Below are 16,402 nucleotides of genomic sequence, written 5' to 3'. Positions count from 1 at the left end.
CCGCGGCGCGCGGGGGCGCGTGCCACAGCCTTCCCGCTGCCATCGCGTCGGTAGCGGATGTCCCACCTCCGGACCGGCAGGGACGCCGGTCAACCCCGACCTCCGTGCACTCAGATCGCCTCGGGCGAGGTCCAGTCGTGTCCGTCGAAAAGTTTCTCAAGCAACGCGGTGTTCGAATCACGGTCAACGGCAGCTATACGCTGCCGAACTGGTACGATGCGCAGGGCAAATTGCGCACCTTCGCCTGCCGCACCACGCGCGTCTCGCCGTTCCGCATGATCGTGGACGTGCCCGTGGTCGGCAAGATCGGCGACCGGCTGACCTCTTACTTCGAGGAGTTCGGCAAGTTCGAGGGCTGCATCACCGACACGATGAGCGGCAGCTTCCTGCTCGAGCTCGAGATGACGCATGCGATGCGGGAGAAGTTCGCCGACAAGCTGACCTGGATCGAGAAGAAGCAGAAGGATCCGAGCGTCCGCGAGGCGCGCAACAATCCGCGTTTCGTTCCGGCCGCCCCGCACGCCATGCTGACCTTGGCGGATGGCACCATGCAGAGCTGCTTCATCATCGACATGTCGCTGTCGGGCGCGGCGGTATCCTCCGAGGTACAGCCGCCGGTCGGCATGCCGCTTGCGATCGGCGCCTGCGTCGGACGCGTGGTCCGGCATCTGCCGAACGGCTTCGCCATCAAGTTCGTCGAGACCTACAAGCAGAACGAACTGGCGCGCCTGATCGCGCGCAAGTCCAAGGAGCTGCTGGTGTCCGACGCGGACTCCGTTGCCTAGGGCGAGTGCTCACAAATCTCGTGCGCGCGTGCGGGAATAGCGATGTCCGAGTTTTCCTCCAAAGCAGACGTCACCGACGCCTGGGTGAATGTCCGCAAAGGGCCACAACCGGACATCAACGAGACAATGGCAGAGTCATGGGCGCTTGTTAGCCCGCAGCCTGCCGGCCACATCGCACGCCGCCGAACTGCAAGTCACCCGAACTGCGCGACCACGGCAGACCACAGACGCCAGATTTCGGGGGACTTTTCATCGACGGCGGTCTGCACCATGACCAGCTTGGAGGGCGGATCAACGAGGATGCGCTGCCCGAGGTGCCCCAGGAGCGCGAATTGTCGTCTGCTGCCGGGGAACAGGTAGACCTGATAGCCGTACCCGAACCCTCCTTCGGCCTTTGCCAGATACGGCTCGGAGGCGCGCACCGTGGTCGCATCAATCATCCACTGTGTAGGTATGATCTGTTTGCTCTCCCACGCTCCGTCGTGGGCCAGCAGACGGGCGAGCCGCGCGTAGTCGCGCAATACCGCGTTGAAGAACCCGTGCGCTACCTCATAGCCTTCCGCATCAATCAGCCATTTGGCGTCAGCTTCAGTGCCAATCGGCTGCCAGACTTTTTCCTGGAGATAGCCGCACATTGATTGACCGGTTGCGTAACGCAGCACGAGACCAAGCACATCCGTCTCGATGCTGGAGTAATGGAATCGCGTCCCCGGCGGCGCGATCCGTTGATTGAATTGTGCAATGCTGGCAACGGTGCCTTTTTGGGTCCAGTGCTTGCGCACCATGTCGTCCCACAGGCGATCGAGGTCGTCTCCGCTGCCTTTCGCTTCGTCGTTCTCTTCACCGAACTTCACGCCGGACGACATGTGCAGCAGCGCGCGGATCGGCGTTGCACCGTATTCCGTGCCTTTCAAGCCGGGAACATAGGTCTCGGCAGCATCGTCGATCGACTTGATCGCGCCTTCCGCGGTCGCGATCCCTATCAGCATGCCGGTGATGGATTTTGCCATCGACTGCGATATCAGGCGGTCTCGATCGGTGCGGCCGTACTGATAGTGCTCGACCAGAATCCGATCGTCTTTGGCGATCAACAGGCCCGTCACCGGATTGCGCGCCAGATAATCCACAAGCGAAGTGCGATTCCCCTTGTACTGGTAGCTGACATCCGCAGGCGTTCGCTTGAAGGGCCAGGCCGTGGCCGCGCGATCGACTTGACGCGTCGGGAATATCTCGTCGTAATGACTGAATGCGCCGACGCGATATTTTGGCGCCGGATTGCCGGGCTGGTAGATCCGCCACCGGTCCTTGACCGGGTAGTTCTCGGTCGCCCCGTAAAGTTCGGCGTCCGGGCCATCAGCGGAAAAGGACGGATCACCACCGATTTCGGCAGCCCAACTCCAATTCGCCGATGCCACAACGCAAGTTGCCGCCAGTCCAGTCAGGACTGGGCGTCGTGAGAGTGCTTTCCCGGCGCCGGTATCGGACTTTGAAGGACTTATCATGGCTCCCCCCCTTCCTGCCGCCGAACGTACGCGGTTTCGTGCCGAACGACCATGCATCGATGTCTGCTTAGGGAAGGCGACATTCCTATGGTCGGACCGCGAGTCCGCTTTTTTAAGTCTCGAACGCGGACAGGATTTAGGAGCGCTCACCTTAGCCTGCGGCCAGCGCGTCCGTTCCGCGCGCTACGTCAGCTCTTCCGGATCGTCGGCCGCGCGCATCCGCGCGATGCTGTCTTCCGTTGCTGCGCTACCTGCCGCCGCGATCGCGATCTCGCGGGCAAGATTGGTGCATTCGGCCCACAGCAGGAAGAACACCAGCGGCGGCCGCTCAGGCGCCTCCAGCATCTGCCGGCAACGTTCCGCCGCGCCGTCGAGCGCCCACCACTGCCGGGCAACGACCATGACCTTGCGGAAGCTGCGCAGCGTGCCGGAAAATTTTTGCGGATCGGCCCCCACGATGGTGCCGCAATGGTTCAGCCAGTTCAGTGCCGCGTAGATCGCAATCCCGTAGTCCTCGATCGTGGTGCCGGTGAAATCGACGACGGTCTTGTCGTGCGCGCGCTGGCGCAGGAACGCGTCGATCATCTCGGGTTGACGGGCCGGATCGATCAGTAGCGAGTTGTCCTGCCGCGGCACCATCGGTACGTAACGCATCGCTTCGAGCCGGGTGTGCTCCCAGATCGCCCTGCTGTCGCCGAGCAGGTCGCCGGGCTTGCGCTTGCAGGCCGGATAGACCAGCACGCCGTTGTCGGAAAGATCGAGATAGCGCGGCACCACCTTGTCGAGCGCGGCGAGAAACGCCGATGGATCGGTCAGGCCGCGCAGGTCGCTGGCGGCATCCTCCGCTTGTACAGGCTTGTTGACGCGTGTCCAGCCGAAATTGGCCATCCCGGGCGCCCCGATCTCAACCTTGTCCGTCAGGTTAGATGGAAAATGCGACGAAGCAAATGCGGCATTTGCGGTGACGGGACCGCGCCCGCGCTGCCGGTTGACGTGGGAAACCGCCATGCCTAGCTCATGGTTAATCGTGTGCAATGCAGGTTTTGTCACCGCCTTCGGGACCGATCGCCAATGACTGCTTCTGACCGCCAATCGCATTGGCAGACCGTCTACCTGACCAAGGGTGAGCAGCAGGTGAGCTGGTCGCAGGCCGATCCGCAGCCATCGCTGCGCCTGATCGAATCGGTCGCGCCCCGCCGCGACGGGTCGATCATCGATGTCGGAGGCGGGGCCTCGCGCCTCGTCGATGCGCTGCTTGTGCGCGGCTTCCACGATCTGACGGTGCTCGATCTCTCGGAAGCGGCGCTGGCGAGCGCCCGGGAACGGATCGGCGCGGCAGGCGACGCGGTGCGCTGGATCGCCGGCGATGCGACGGTCTGGCAACCGCCGCAGGCGTTCGACATCTGGCACGATCGTGCGGCGTTTCATTTTCTGGTCGAGGAAACGGAGCGCGCGGCCTATCTGGAGAGACTGCATCGTGGCGTCACGGCCGGCGGCCACGCCGTGATCGGCACCTTTGCGCTGGACGGTCCGGAAAAATGCAGCGGCCTGCCGGTGCAGCGCTATGATCCGACAGCGCTCGGCCGCACCGTCGGTCCGGGGTTCGAACTGGTCGCGCATGAGGCGCACCGACACGTCACGCCGTGGGGCGCGACGCAGTCGTTCCAATTCAGTGTGCTGCGGCGGACGTGACCGGCAGCCGAAGGAGAGATGAGATGACGGACGCGCCACGCACGATCGGTGAGATCGCGAGCTACCACGCCCATGTCTATTACGATCCGGCCACCAGCCGCGGCGAAGCGGAACGGCTGCGTAACTGGCTGGGCGAGCGCTTCCTGGTCACGCTCGGGCGCTGGCATGACGTCAAGGTCGGCCCGCACGACCAGGCGATGTACCAGGTGGCGTTCGCGGCCGAGCTGTTTCCGACCCTGGTGCCGTGGCTGATGCTCAACCATGGCAGCCTGAGCATCCTGGTCCACCCCAACACCACCAATCCGCGCCGCGATCATCGCCACGATCCGCTCTGGATCGGCAAGCCGCTGGCGGTCCATGCCGACAAGCTGCCCGAAGAGGCCGAGATGGAGCAGGCGCCGGCGCCGAACACACAGCCGACATTGCGTCCCTGAGAATCATCGACCGGATCGCCGGATTGCGTAAAGTTTGAAGCGATTGTGTTACAACCAAGTCGGTTCAAACTCATCGCGTTTTGCAACGTGAGGTTAAGTCACGATTCCTAGGCTGACCCGGCAATTTCAGAGTCGGGCGCATTGGGCATGTTCTTTTCGTTTCGAAGCTGGTCACTGTGGCGGGTGGTGGGGCCGCTGCTGGCGATCGTGCTGCTGCTGGCCGGCCTGTCGGCCGGGAGCCTGCAGGTGATGTCCGCGGTGCGGGCCTATGTGGCGGGCGAAAGCCTGTGGTCGAAGGGGCAGAAGGACGCCATTCGCGATCTTCAGATCTATGTCTCGACCGGCGCACCGCTCTATCTGCGGAAGTTCGATGCCGCGATCGCGGTACCGCTGGCCGATCGCACGGCGCGGCGCGCGCTGGAATCGCCGGGCAACAATGACGCCGTGGCCCGCGCCGGCTTCGCCGCGGCGGGCAATCATGATGACGACATTGGCGGCCTGATCTGGCTGTTCAAATATTTCCGCACGATGCATCACGTCGCCGGCGCGGTCACGGCCTGGCGCAATTCCGATGCGTTGCTCGATCAGCTGATCGACATCAGGAACGAGGCCGCGAACGATGTCGCGCTGCATGATCCGTCGGCCGCGACCATCAGGCACTGGGTCGAGCGGATCGGTGTGGTCGATGCGGCGCTGAGCACGCTGGCGGTCGATTTCTCCGATCATCTGGGCAAGGCGTCGCGCCAGGTCTCCGCGCTGCTGCTGCTGGTCAATCTCGTGATCGCGGCCTGCCTGGCCGGCATCGTGCTGTTCCACACCAGGCGGATGCTGTGGCGGCGCTGGCTTGCCGAGACCGCGCTTGCCGTCGAGAAGGAGCGCGCCCAGCTCACGCTGGCCTCGATCGGCGATGCGGTCATCGTCACCACGCAGGACGATCGCGTCGGCTACATGAACGCCGCCGCGCAGCGGCTGGTCGCGTTGGAGCGGGACGTCACCGGCTGGCAGCTGTCATCGCTGTTCAACATCGCCGAGCAGCCGGTGCGGGGATCGTTCCAGAGCGGCGAGGCCGACGGCGAGAGCCGGCCGCAGCAGCGGCTCCTGGTGCGGCCGGATCATTCCAGCGTGCCGGTATCGGTGGTCGAGACCCCGATCGTGCATGCCGGCGAACCGGCCGGCCGTGTCATGATCATTCACGACATGACCGCCGAGCGGCGGCTGGTCGAGGAATTGGCCTGGGCCGCCTCGCATGACGCGCTGACCGGGCTTGCGAACCGGCGCCAGTTCGAGTTCGAGCTGCACAAGGCGATGTCGGGTGCGCCGTCTGATGGCGCCGACCTGATGCTGATCGATCTCGATCAGTTCAAGATCGTCAACGACACCTGCGGCCACATGGCGGGCGACCGCCTGTTGAAGCAGGTGGCGCGGCTGCTGACTGCGGAGGTTGGCGACAGCGGGCTGGTGGCGCGGCTTGGCGGCGACGAATTCGGCATCCTGCTGCGCGACGACGGCTCGGCCACGCATGACGTCGCGGCCGACGTCGCGGAGCGGATCAGGGCCGTGGTCGAGCAGTCGAACTTCGTCCATGAGGGCTCGAGCTTCCGGATCAGCGCCAGCATCGGCCTGGTCGGGCTTGCCGACAGCGCCGGAGTGCAGGATGCGCTGCGGCTCGCCGACGTCGCCTGCTTCCTCGCCAAGGACAAGGGCCGCAATCGCGTCCAGGAGCACCGTCCGTCCGATACCGGCATGGCGGTGCGGGTCGCCGAGATGAGCTGGGTCAATCGCATCCGCAAGGGATTGGACGAGGGGCGCTTCTGCCTCTACGAGCAGGAGATCCGCCCGGTGAACGGCACGCTGAAGGGCAACGACCGGCGCGAGCTGTTGCTGCGGCTGCGCGACGAGAGCGGCGCCCTGGTGCCGCCCGGCAGCTTCCTGCCGGCGGCCGAACGCTATGGCCTGATGCCGCTGATCGATCGCTGGGTGGTTCGCCGCGCCTTCGAGATCATCGCCGAGCGCAAGCGCGACCCGCGCAAGATCGCGAGCTATGCGATCAATCTGTCCGGCGCCACCATCGGCGACAGCGACTTCGTCGATTTCGTCGCCGCCCTGTTTGCCGAGCTTGATGTCTCGCCGGCGGTGGTGTGTTTCGAGATCACCGAGACCAGCGCGATCTCCAATCTCGACGAGGCCCAGACCTTCATCGCGCGGCTGCGCGAGATCGGTTGCAGCTTCTCGCTCGACGATTTCGGCACCGGCATGTCCTCGATCGCCTATCTCAAGCATCTGCCGGTCGACGTCATCAAGATCGACGGCTCGTTCGTGAAGGAGATCCTGAACAGCAAGGTCGATCGCGCGATGGTCGAGATGATCACGAAGACCGCCAAGATCATGCAGAAGCAGGTGGTCGCGGAGTTCGTCGAGAGCCTCGCCATCCTGGACGAGCTGCGCCAGATCGGCGTCGACTACGTCCAGGGTTACGCCATCGGGAAGCCGGTGCCGGTGCTCACGCTACGCGAGGAAAAGATCGCCTGAGTCGCCGAAATTGTCCCGAATCGGGACATTTTCGGCTGCTTTGGCCTGGCGAAGGCTGATTCCCGGCACTTTCCATCCGAAAAACGTTTAAAAATCCTGTCGTTGCCGGCTTCGTCTCGATTATGCCTTACTCTAATTCCCTGATATGATGAGTGATCGGTGAATCCCATGTGGGCCGGGTAACAGGCTCCAGAGCACCGTACTTGGGGATGATGGGTCAACGTACGACGAAAGCTGCCGCGCGTCAGTCGAGCCGCGGCATGTCTCTGGTGGGCAGCACGGCGTTCGCCGTGACGGCGCTCGTCCTGTCGTCTGGCCTTGCCGCCTGGGTGGTCGGCATCGACCCGACCGCATGGCTGCACGGACCCGCGTTCGCCAACACCGCCGCATCGCTGAACTTCGACGATCGCTTCGGCTCGCGCTCCACGATCAACACGGCTTCGCTGTATTACCCCCTCCGCCGCGGATTCCGTTCGAGCCGCGGCGATTTCAATTCCGAGTTCGGTCAGATCGAGGACGCGCTGGCCGGCCAGCTGCGCGACACCCAGACCGAGCTGCCGGTCAGCCAGCCGGCGACAGCGTCGGTTGCGGCCACAACGACGACCCCATCCACCTCTGCGGTGCCGATGCCGCGCTCGCGGCCGGCCGAAGCCAATCTGCTGGCGCGGAACGATCAGCCGCCGCCACCTCCGCAGGCGCCGCAGGGCGACAACCGGACCTTCCTGCAGAAGATCGCCGACATGATGCCGGGCAAGATCCAGCTTGCCTCGATCGATCCGAACGACGGCCTGCTGTCCGGACCGAGCCCCGACCTCGGCGCGCTCGGCTATGACAGCACCACGGCGGTGTACGACATCACCGGCCGCATCGTGTACATGCCTGACGGCACCAAATTCGAGGCGCATTCGGGCCTCGGCAACCTGCTCGACGATCCCGCGCATGTGAATGCCCGCAACGCCGGTGCGACGCCGCCCGGCATCTACGAGATGAAGCCGCGCGAAAAGCTGTTCCACGGCGTGCCGGCGCTGCGCATGACTCCGGTCGACGGCAGCGACACGTTCGGTCGTGTCGGCCTGCTGGTCCACAGCTACATGCTTGGACCGAACGGCGACTCCAATGGCTGCATCTCGGTCAAGCACTACGACCGCTTCCTGCAGGCCTACCGCAACGGCACGATCAAGCGCATCGCCGTCGTGATCAGCATTAAGGACGTCAAGTCGGCCTCGACGCGCTCTGCGTCGAACTCATAAGCCGCGAGTAGCGTCGCCGTTGCCACACGCTCGATTGTCATCACCCGCGAAAGCGGGTGATCCAGTACGCCGCGGCCTCTCGATTCAAGCGCTGGCGCCTCTGGAATACTGGATCGCCCGGTCCCGTCTCCGCCAAGGCTTCGACGAGGCTCTCGCTTTCAGGCGCGCCGAAGCTCAAGCGGAGGCGGCGAGCCGGGCGATGACAGCGCGTTGATGCTGCCCCGCATTTTTCCGGCTCATGCTTTAGCCGATCTCTTTCCTGACAATCCTAGCGGCGTCACACATCGCCTTGAGTTTTCCGAACGCGACCTGCCGCGGCATGTACTTCATGCCGCAGTCCGGCGCGACCACCAGCCGCTTGGCCGGCACATGCTTCAGGCCGTTGCGAATCCGGTCGGCGACCACCGTCGCGGGTTCGATCTCGGGATTGCCGAGGTCGAGTACGCCGAGCATGATCGTCTTCGATGATAGATCCCTGAGCACGCCGAGATCGAGTTTCGGCTGTGCCGCCTCGATCGAGATCTGGTCGGCGATGGTGTCGTCGAGCTCCGCGAGGAAGGAATAGCCGGCCGGCTTGGTCGAGCCCGGTACCACGGCGGCATAGCCGAAGCAGAGATGCACCACGGTCGGGATGGTGATGCCCTCCAGTGCGCGGTTGATCGCCTTCACCGCATAGCGCTTCGCGAGTTCCGGATTGTTGCGCACCCAGGGTTCGTCGAGCTGGATGACGTCGGCACCGGCCTTCTCGAGGTCGCGCGCCTCGGCATTGACGGCCTCGGCGAAGGCCATCGCGAGCTCCTCGTCGTCCTTGTAGAACTCGTTCTTGGCCTGCTGGCTCATCGTGAACGGGCCGGGCAGGGTGATCTTCGCGGCACGGTCGGTGTTCCTGCGCAGGAACTGCATGTCGTGCAGCTCCACCGGTCCCCTGCGCTTCACCGGGCCGACCACGCGCGGCACCGGCGTCTGCGTGTTGCCGGTGCGTGCGGTGATGACAGCGGGATTGTCGGCATCGACACCCTCGAGCGCCGTGGAGAACCGGTTGGAGTAGCTCTCGCGGCGGATCTCGCCGTCGGTGACGATATCGATGCCGGCGCGCTCCATGTCGCGGATCGCGACGATGGTCGCGTCGTCCTGGGCTTCCTCGAGATGCTCGGCCGGCAGCCGCCACATCGCGTGCATGCGGGTGCGCGGCACCGATTTCGACAGCATGGCGCGATCGACCAGCCATTCCGGCTGCGGGTAGCTGCCGACGACGGTGGTCGGCAGCAGATGCGTGGGCAGGTTCATGATGTCCTCCTTCTTGTCGTTGCCGCGGCCCGATCAGGCCGCGCGCGTCGCGCTTGCCGCGGTTTCGTCCTTCACCGGATTGCGCAGCACGCCGATGCCGGAAATCTCGACCTCGACGACGTCGCCGTCCTTCATCCACAGCGGCGGCGTGCGATAGGCGCCGACGCCGCCGGTGGTGCCGGTGACGATGACGTCGCCCGGCACGAGCTCAGTGAAGGTCGAGCAATAGGCGATCAGGGTGGCGACATCGAACACCAGGTCCGAGATCGGCGCGGCCTGCACCTCGACGCCGTTGAGGCGGGTCGCGATGTGCTGCTGGCCGATGTCGGTCAGCTCGTCCGATGTCACCATCCACGGTCCGAAACCGCCGGTGCCGACGAAGTTCTTGCCCGGCGCGAATTGCGAGGTGTGGCGCTGCCAGTCGCGGATGCTGCCGTCATTGTAGCAGGCATAGCCGGCGACATGAGCGAGCGCCGCCTCGCGCGGGATGCGGCGGCCGGCCTTGCCGATGATCACGGCCATTTCGCCCTCATAGTCGAAGCGCTCCGATTCCAGCGGCCGGATCATCGGCTGGCCGGCGCCGACCTGGCTGTTGGCGAAGCGGGTGAAGATCATCGGATGCGGCGGCGTCGGATGACCGCTCTCGGCGAGATGCGTCGCATAGTTGACGCCGATGCAGAAGATCTTGTCCGGATCAGGCACGGTCGGCAGCAGCTCGACGTCTGTGAGCGCGTGATCGGCGCGCTCGCCCCGCAATGTCTTCAGCTCATCCAGCGACCCCGTCGTCAGCAGCGCCTTCAGCGTCGGATACGGCTTCAGCCGCCTGCCGGCGTCGATCACCCCCGCATCGGTCACGATGCCGTAGCTTGCGGCACCGGCCGCCTTGAAACTTGCGATCTTCATGGTCTCTCACTCTGTTCGATGGAGGAAACATAGGCTTCGATGGGCAGCGCGATCTCGCCGTTGCGGATCGGGACGCATTGCGGCGGAAAATCCTGGCGGAAGCGGGCGCCGTTCGCCGCGGCGCGGTCGAGGAATCCTTCGAGACGCGTCATCGCGCCGGTCGGCAAATCGTGCAGCACCAGCAGCGTCCATGGCTGCGTCCGGCATTGCGCGAGCGCGCGCTCGGTCCAGCCGTCGGGATCGTCCCAGTCGCTCGGGATCGCGTTCCAGAGCACGCAGCTGTGCTTGTGGTGCGCGAGATAGTCGACCACGGAGGGTTTCAGCAGCCGCTCGTCGAGATTGCCGCCGCCGCCGAACGGCCGGAACCAGCGGTTGGGATGCGTGAGGTCGCCGATCGCGGCTTGGGTCCGGCCGATCTCGCGCTGCGCCGTGTCCGCGCCGGCTTGCAGGCCGAGCGGCGTGCTGTGCGTAAAGGTGTGATTGCCGATCCAGTGGCCGTCGTCGCGTGCGCGGGCGGCGAGGCGGCGGCGCGCGGGATCGCCGAGCTTCTCGCCGATCACGAAGAATGTCGCCTTGATGCCGCGCTCGGCCAGGATATCGAGCACGCGCGGCGTCACGTCGGGCTCGGGGCCATTGTCGAATGTCAGCGTGAGGTCGAACATTTCAGCGATCCCCTCACGTCGCCGGCTGCATCGCGCCGGAGCCGACCTCGTCGGCGGCGCTCTGGCCGGCGCGCGTGCCGGTCTGCCAGATCGCGGCCTTGCGCTCGACCCAGCGGATCGCGCTATTGAAGGCGATCGCCATGAACAGCACCAGCAGCACGCCGGCGAACACGTGCGGGCTGTCGAGGATGGTGCGGTAGCGCGAGATCAGATAGCCGATGCCGGCGGAGGAGATCAGCATCTCCGAAACCACGACGCCGACGATGACCAGCGCGCCGCCGATCCGCAGGCCCGACAGCACGGTCGGGATCGCGGCGGGAATGATGACGCGGACCAGCCGCTGGCTCAGCGTCGCGCCCATGCTGCGCGCGGCGAGCAGCAATTGCGGGTCGATGGTCTGGATCCCGGCCGCGGTCGCCAGCATGGTCGGCAGGAAACCGTAGATCGACGCGAAGGCGATCTTGGATTCGGAGCCGATGCCGAGCCACACGGTGAACACCGGATAAAGGATCACGAGCGGCACCGCATAGAGGCTCGAGACCATCGGCATGATCAGCAGTCGCGGCCGCGGCAGGCTGCCGACGACGGCGCCGAGCAGGATGCCGCCGCCGCAGGCGAACGCCATCGAGACCGCGACCTCGTAGAGCGTCACCGCCAGCGCATGGCCATATTCGGCCGCCTCGTTCCAGCCGGCGAGCAGGGTGGAGGACAGCGACGGCAGGAACAACTCGGGGATCAGGCCGGTGCGCGGCAATAGCTCCCACAGCACGAGCAGGCCTGCGACGATCAGATGACGAAGGGTTTTCGCGCTCATCGCCGTCTCACGCCGATTTGCGGATGTGCCGCCAGATGCGGTCGCGCAGCGCGCCGAAAGCATCGCCGCTCAGCATCTCGTAGGTCCGCGGCCGCGGCAGATTGACTTGCAATTGATCGACGATGCGGCCCGGCCGCGGCGACATCACGATCACCTCGTCGGCGAGATAGACCGCTTCCGTCAGGCTGTGGGTGACGAACACGATGGTCTTGCCGGTGGCGGCCCAGATCCGCAGCAGCTCGTCGCCCATCGTCATGCGGGTCTGCTCGTCGAGCGCGGCGAACGGCTCGTCCATCAGCAGCACCGGCGGATCCTGCACCAGGCCGCGCGCGATCGAGACGCGCTGCTTCATGCCGCCGGACAATTCGTGCGGGTGGCGCTTGCCGAAGCCCTCGAGGCCGACCAGCTTGAGCGCATCCTGCGCCTTGGCCCGGCGCTCCGCCTTGGCGACGCCGCGCAGCGCCAGCGGAAACTCGACATTGTCTTCCGCGGTCAGCCACGGAAACAGGCTCGCTTCCTGGAATACGACGCCGACGCGGTTCGGGTCCGGCTGCGGGATCGGCGCGCCGTTGATGGTGATGGTGCCCGAGGTCTGCGCGCGCAGCCCGGCCATCATCATCAGGAGCGTGGACTTGCCGCAGCCGCTCGGGCCGACCAGCACGACGAAGCGTCCCGGCTTGATGTCGAGCGAGACATTCTCCAGTGCGACGACGTCCTGCGACTTGGTCCGGAACACCTGCCCGACATTCCGCACCTCGATCGCGCCGGCGCGCGGCGCAGGCTTCAACGGTGTCACGTTCGCCAATGGCTGCATCGTGTTTCCACCCATCTGATCAGTTCATTGAAGGTCATGGCGATCGCGGCGACCATCACGACGCCGGCGAGCAGCTGCTTCATCTGGAAGTTCTCGCCCCAGGTCGCGATCTGGTGGCCGATGCCGTCCCGCGAGGCGTACATCTCGGCGAGGATCACGCCGGTGAGGTTGAAGATCATCGAAATCCGCAGCGCTTCCAGCAGCACCGGCAGCATGCTCGGCAGATAGACGCGGAACGCGGTTTGCGCGCGCGTGGCGCCGTAGGAGCGGGCCACCGTCAGATGCTCGACCTTGACCGACTCGACAGCCGTCGTGGTCGACATGATCACGATGAAGATGGTCGAGAAGAAGCCGAAGCCGACCTTCTGGGCGAAGCCGACGCCGAACACCAGGATGAACAGCGGCAGGAAGATCGATTTCGGGATGCTGAAGGCGAAGAAAAGCAGCGGCTTGGCGACATCGGCAAAATAGCGGTTCTCCGCGATCAGGAATCCGATCAGCGTGCCCATCGGCACCGCGAGCGCGAAGGCAGCCAGCACCTCGGTCGCGGTCACCATGAGGTCGGTCCGGACGCTCGACCGTTGCAAGAGGTCGCCGAGGGTGGCGAGCGTATCCGATGCCGACGGCAGCAGGCGGGGATTGACGAAGCCGGTCCGCGACAGCATTTCCCACAGCGCGAAGATCGCGATCACGATCGCGACCCGCGCGAGCTTGATGGTGAGGGTGGCCTGCATCTTATGGCTTGGTCGGAACCGGCTTGAATTTGGTCGAGATCACGTCCTCGACCGGAACGATGTCCTTCAATCCGCCGAGCTTGGCGAGATCGAGCGACAGCTGCACCGCCGCCGGCACGTTGGCCGCGCCCATGTCGCCATCGGTCTCGAGCTTCATGATGGTGTTGTCATATTCCATCGCGGCGATCTCGGGCGGCATCTCATAGAGGTCGGCGATCAGCTTCACGGTGACGTCGCGGTTGGCGCGCATGAACTGCACGGCGCCATAGAGCGCATTGACGGCCTTCTGCACCACCTCGGGCTTGGTCTCGGCGAACTTGTCGAGCACGATCCAGCCCGCGGTGAGGTTCGGCGGTGCCGCGGTCGCATAGTCGAGGATGGTCTTGGCTTCGCCCGACTTGGCGACCTGGAAGCTGAGCGGCGAATAGACCACGGCGGCATCGACATTGCCGGCAAGCAGGTTCGGCACCAGGCCGCCGCCGCCGACCGGCACGCGGGTGAAGTCGATCTTCCTGTCCTGGATGGTCCAGAGCGCGAGCAGGTCGGAGCCGGAGCCCGCCGCGGTGATCCCGACTTTCTTGCCGTTGAGATCCTTGACCTCGAGCGTGGACTTGGCCGGCACCATCAGCTGCCAGCCGAAATTGCCCATCGCAGCATTGGCGACGATCCGCGACATCACGCCCTTCTTGCGGCCGGCCGATACCAGCGACGGCGGATCGAGGATGATGTCGGCGGCTCCGGCCGCCATGCCCTCGAAGGTCTCGGCGCCGCTGCGATAGACCGTCAGCTCCGCCTTGATGCCTTCCTTCTCGAACAGCTTCTGCCGCACCGCGGTCTCGGCGATCGTCGTCGGCCAATAGGTCTTGGTCGGCAGGCCGACGCGGATCGTGTCGGCGGCGACCGCTGGGCCGGCCAGCAGGGTGGTGGCGATCAGGGTTGCCAGCGCGCGGCGGCGCGTGATGCTCATGGTTCTGTTTCTCCCGGATATCGATTGTTGTTATTTGCGGCGCCTTGCGCGCCGTGGATCAGGGCGTGCCGTTGACCTCCGCGATGCGCGGAGCCGCGAGCTCGACGAATTCCCTGGTGGTGCCGAAATGCTTTGACAATGCGCGAACTGCCGCATCCGCATCGCGCGCGAAAACCGCGTCCACAATCGCGGCGTGCTCGGCCTGGACGTCGCGCGCCCTGCCGACCTCGCGGCGGATCGAAAGCCGCCGGTAGCGCTCGCTCTGCTCATGCAGCACGTCGCGGAAGCCGAGCAGCCATTGCGATCCGCAGGCATTGACCAGCGCACGATGGAAGACGCGGTGGCGGACCACCCATTCCTCGTAATGCACGGTGGGGTCATCGGGATAGCGATGCGGCACGGCCTTCAGCGATTCCCAGGCCGCCGCGACCGACGACAGCCAGGCCTCGTCGCCGCGTTCGATCGAGCGCCGCAACGCAAGGCCCTCGATGTCGATCCGGGTCTGCGTGACATCGGCGAGATCGGCGAGCGAGACCGGGCAGACGCGAAAGCCGCGCTGGTCGGAAGCCTGCACCAGGCCGTCGGCCACCAGGCGCGACAGCGCCTCGCGGACGGCGGCGAGGCTGACCGAGAACTGCTTGGCGAGACCTGCGATGTGCAGCTTCTGGCCCGGAAGCAGCCGGGTCGACAGGATGTCGGCGCGCAGCCGCTCCTGAACCGCCGATGTCAGGCTGCGCGGCCCGTCGCCAGCCAGGCCCTCGCGAAAACTCAAGGCGATGTTCATGGCCGCGCAGACTGGCGGACGACCTTGTTGCCGTCAATCGAAAATCGATTTTATTCGGACGCAGACCTCTCTTGACAGTTAATGTATACTGATATGGCGTTGACGGCACGAATGAGCGAGAATTTCCTTGGGAAATTGCCGAAAATGGAGTATTAATGTATACAATCAGAATGCAACTAGGGAGGATCTCGTGCCAAAGCCCTTTCCGATGAACGCCTGGTACGCGGCCGGCTGGGATGCCGAGATCAAGCATGCGCTGCTGCCGCGGACGATCTGCGGCAAGCATGTCGTGATGTATCGTAAGGGCGACGGCGAGGTGGTGGCGCTCGAGGACGCCTGCTGGCATCGCCTGGTGCCGCTCTCTAAGGGCCGGCTCGACGGCGACACCGTGGTCTGCGGCTATCACGGCCTGAAATACAATGGGCAGGGCCGCTGCACCTTCATGCCGTCGCAGGAGACGATCAATCCGTCGGCCTGCGTGCGCGCCTATCCCGTCGTCGAGCGTCACCGCTTCATCTGGCTCTGGATGGGCGATCCCGCGCTCGCCGATCCGGCGCTGGTGCCTGACATGCACTGGAACCACGATCCGGCCTGGGCCGGCGACGGCAAGACCATCCACGTCAAATGCGACTATCGCCTCGTCGTCGACAATCTGATGGACCTGACCCACGAGACCTTCGTGCACGGCTCGAGCATCGGCAATGACGCGGTCGCCGAAGCGCCGTTCGACGTCACCCATGGCGAGAAGACCGTCACCGTGACGCGCTGGATGCAGGGCATCGAGCCGCCGCCGTTCTGGGCCAAGCAATTGCAGAAGCCGGGCCCGGTCGATCGCTGGCAGATCATCCGCTTCGAGGCGCCGTGCACCGTCAACATCGACGTCGGCGTCGCGCCGGCCGGAACGGGCGCGCCGGAAGGCGATCGCTCGCAGGGCGTCAACGGCTATGTGCTCAACACCATCACGCCGGAAACCGAGAAGACCTGCCATTACTTCTGGGCCTTCGTCCGCAACCACCGCATCACCGAGCAGCGGCTGACCTCGGAAATCCGCGACGGCGTCGCCGGCATCTTCCACGAGGACGAGATCATCCTGGAAGCGCAGCAGCGCGCGATGGACGAGAATCCGGACCGCGTGTTCTACAATCTCAACATCGATGCCGGCGCGATGTGGGCACGACGCGTCATCGACCGTATGGTGGCGAAGGAAAACCCGTCGCAGCAGCTGCAAGCGGCGGAGTAGACGGC

The 16,402-nt window shown here is 65.1% G+C and carries 16 protein-coding genes; 6 read left to right on the top strand and 10 right to left on the bottom strand.

What is annotated here, in order from left to right:
- Nucleotides 1–137: 137 nt before the first annotated feature.
- Nucleotides 138–785, top strand: a complete 648-nt coding sequence (locus ACVINW_RS01960) for a PilZ domain-containing protein (protein WP_456749743.1) — start codon at nucleotides 138–140, stop codon at nucleotides 783–785.
- Nucleotides 786–979: 194 nt separating this feature from the next.
- Here the strand turns inward: ACVINW_RS01960 and ACVINW_RS01955 are convergent, their stop codons facing one another.
- Together ACVINW_RS01955 and ACVINW_RS01950 are read right to left on the bottom strand one after the other, a co-directional pair.
- Nucleotides 980–2,200, bottom strand: a complete 1,221-nt coding sequence (locus tag ACVINW_RS01955; protein WP_456749742.1) for a serine hydrolase domain-containing protein — start codon at nucleotides 2,198–2,200, stop codon at nucleotides 980–982.
- A gap of 270 nt (nucleotides 2,201–2,470) precedes the next feature.
- The gene (locus ACVINW_RS01950) at nucleotides 2,471–3,295 is read right to left on the bottom strand and encodes a hypothetical protein (RefSeq protein WP_456749741.1); all 825 of its coding nucleotides are present in this window, start codon (nucleotides 3,293–3,295) and stop codon (nucleotides 2,471–2,473) included.
- Nucleotides 3,296–3,358: 63 nt separating this feature from the next.
- Between ACVINW_RS01950 and ACVINW_RS01945 the strand changes: the two genes are divergently transcribed.
- From ACVINW_RS01945 to ACVINW_RS01930, 4 genes are all read left to right on the top strand, one after another.
- The gene (locus ACVINW_RS01945; RefSeq protein ID WP_456749740.1) at nucleotides 3,359–3,979 is read left to right on the top strand and encodes a class I SAM-dependent methyltransferase; all 621 of its coding nucleotides are present in this window, start codon (nucleotides 3,359–3,361) and stop codon (nucleotides 3,977–3,979) included.
- Between the two features lie 23 nt (nucleotides 3,980–4,002).
- On the top strand, nucleotides 4,003–4,413 hold the full coding sequence (locus tag ACVINW_RS01940) for a DOPA 4,5-dioxygenase family protein (protein WP_456749739.1): 411 nt from the start codon (nucleotides 4,003–4,005) through the stop codon (nucleotides 4,411–4,413).
- Between the two features lie 147 nt (nucleotides 4,414–4,560).
- The gene (locus ACVINW_RS01935) at nucleotides 4,561–6,942 is read left to right on the top strand and encodes a putative bifunctional diguanylate cyclase/phosphodiesterase (RefSeq protein WP_456749738.1); all 2,382 of its coding nucleotides are present in this window, start codon (nucleotides 4,561–4,563) and stop codon (nucleotides 6,940–6,942) included.
- Between the two features lie 260 nt (nucleotides 6,943–7,202).
- On the top strand, nucleotides 7,203–8,192 hold the full coding sequence (locus tag ACVINW_RS01930) for a DUF2778 domain-containing protein (RefSeq protein ID WP_456749737.1): 990 nt from the start codon (nucleotides 7,203–7,205) through the stop codon (nucleotides 8,190–8,192).
- 243 nt (nucleotides 8,193–8,435) lie between these two features.
- On the opposite strand, the gene ACVINW_RS01925 is transcribed toward ACVINW_RS01930, so the two are convergent.
- From ACVINW_RS01925 to ACVINW_RS01890, 8 genes are read right to left on the bottom strand one after another with little or no spacing between them, the layout of a single operon-like run.
- On the bottom strand, nucleotides 8,436–9,479 hold the full coding sequence (locus ACVINW_RS01925; protein WP_456749736.1) for a uroporphyrinogen decarboxylase family protein: 1,044 nt from the start codon (nucleotides 9,477–9,479) through the stop codon (nucleotides 8,436–8,438).
- Between the two features lie 33 nt (nucleotides 9,480–9,512).
- A complete protein-coding gene (locus ACVINW_RS01920; protein ID WP_456749735.1) occupies nucleotides 9,513–10,382 on the bottom strand; it encodes a fumarylacetoacetate hydrolase family protein in 870 nt (289 codons plus the stop codon).
- Nucleotides 10,379–11,044, bottom strand: a complete 666-nt coding sequence (locus ACVINW_RS01915; protein ID WP_456749734.1) for a polysaccharide deacetylase family protein — start codon at nucleotides 11,042–11,044, stop codon at nucleotides 10,379–10,381. The genes ACVINW_RS01920 and ACVINW_RS01915 overlap by 4 nt, the downstream gene beginning before the upstream one ends.
- 13 nt (nucleotides 11,045–11,057) lie before the next feature.
- Complete coding sequence (locus tag ACVINW_RS01910) at nucleotides 11,058–11,858, bottom strand: ABC transporter permease (protein WP_456749733.1); 801 nt, start codon at nucleotides 11,856–11,858, stop codon at nucleotides 11,058–11,060.
- Nucleotides 11,859–11,865: 7 nt separating this feature from the next.
- Nucleotides 11,866–12,672 carry an ABC transporter ATP-binding protein gene (locus ACVINW_RS01905; RefSeq protein ID WP_456749732.1) on the bottom strand — a complete coding sequence of 269 codons (807 nt, stop codon included), beginning with the start codon at nucleotides 12,670–12,672 and terminating at the stop codon, nucleotides 11,866–11,868.
- A complete protein-coding gene (locus ACVINW_RS01900) occupies nucleotides 12,651–13,406 on the bottom strand; it encodes an ABC transporter permease (RefSeq protein ID WP_456749731.1) in 756 nt (251 codons plus the stop codon). Before ACVINW_RS01900 ends, ACVINW_RS01905 begins: the two co-directional genes overlap by 22 nt.
- 1 nt (nucleotide 13,407) lies before the next feature.
- Nucleotides 13,408–14,373 carry an ABC transporter substrate-binding protein gene (locus ACVINW_RS01895; RefSeq protein ID WP_456749730.1) on the bottom strand — a complete coding sequence of 322 codons (966 nt, stop codon included), beginning with the start codon at nucleotides 14,371–14,373 and terminating at the stop codon, nucleotides 13,408–13,410.
- A 58-nt stretch (nucleotides 14,374–14,431) separates the two neighbouring features.
- Nucleotides 14,432–15,157: a GntR family transcriptional regulator gene (locus ACVINW_RS01890; RefSeq protein WP_456749729.1), complete on the bottom strand. Its 726-nt coding sequence runs from the start codon at nucleotides 15,155–15,157 to the stop codon at nucleotides 14,432–14,434.
- 190 nt (nucleotides 15,158–15,347) lie between these two features.
- On the opposite strand from ACVINW_RS01890, the gene ACVINW_RS01885 reads away from it, so the two are divergent.
- Nucleotides 15,348–16,397, top strand: coding sequence for an aromatic ring-hydroxylating dioxygenase subunit alpha (locus ACVINW_RS01885; RefSeq protein ID WP_456749728.1), 1,050 nt, complete (start codon nucleotides 15,348–15,350; stop codon nucleotides 16,395–16,397).
- Nucleotides 16,398–16,402 lie beyond the last annotated feature (5 nt).

Source organism: Bradyrhizobium sp. USDA 4461 (assembly GCF_054055655.1).
The sequence above is the reverse complement of the archived record's forward strand: the minus strand, read 5'-3'. Positions and strand labels throughout refer to the sequence as shown.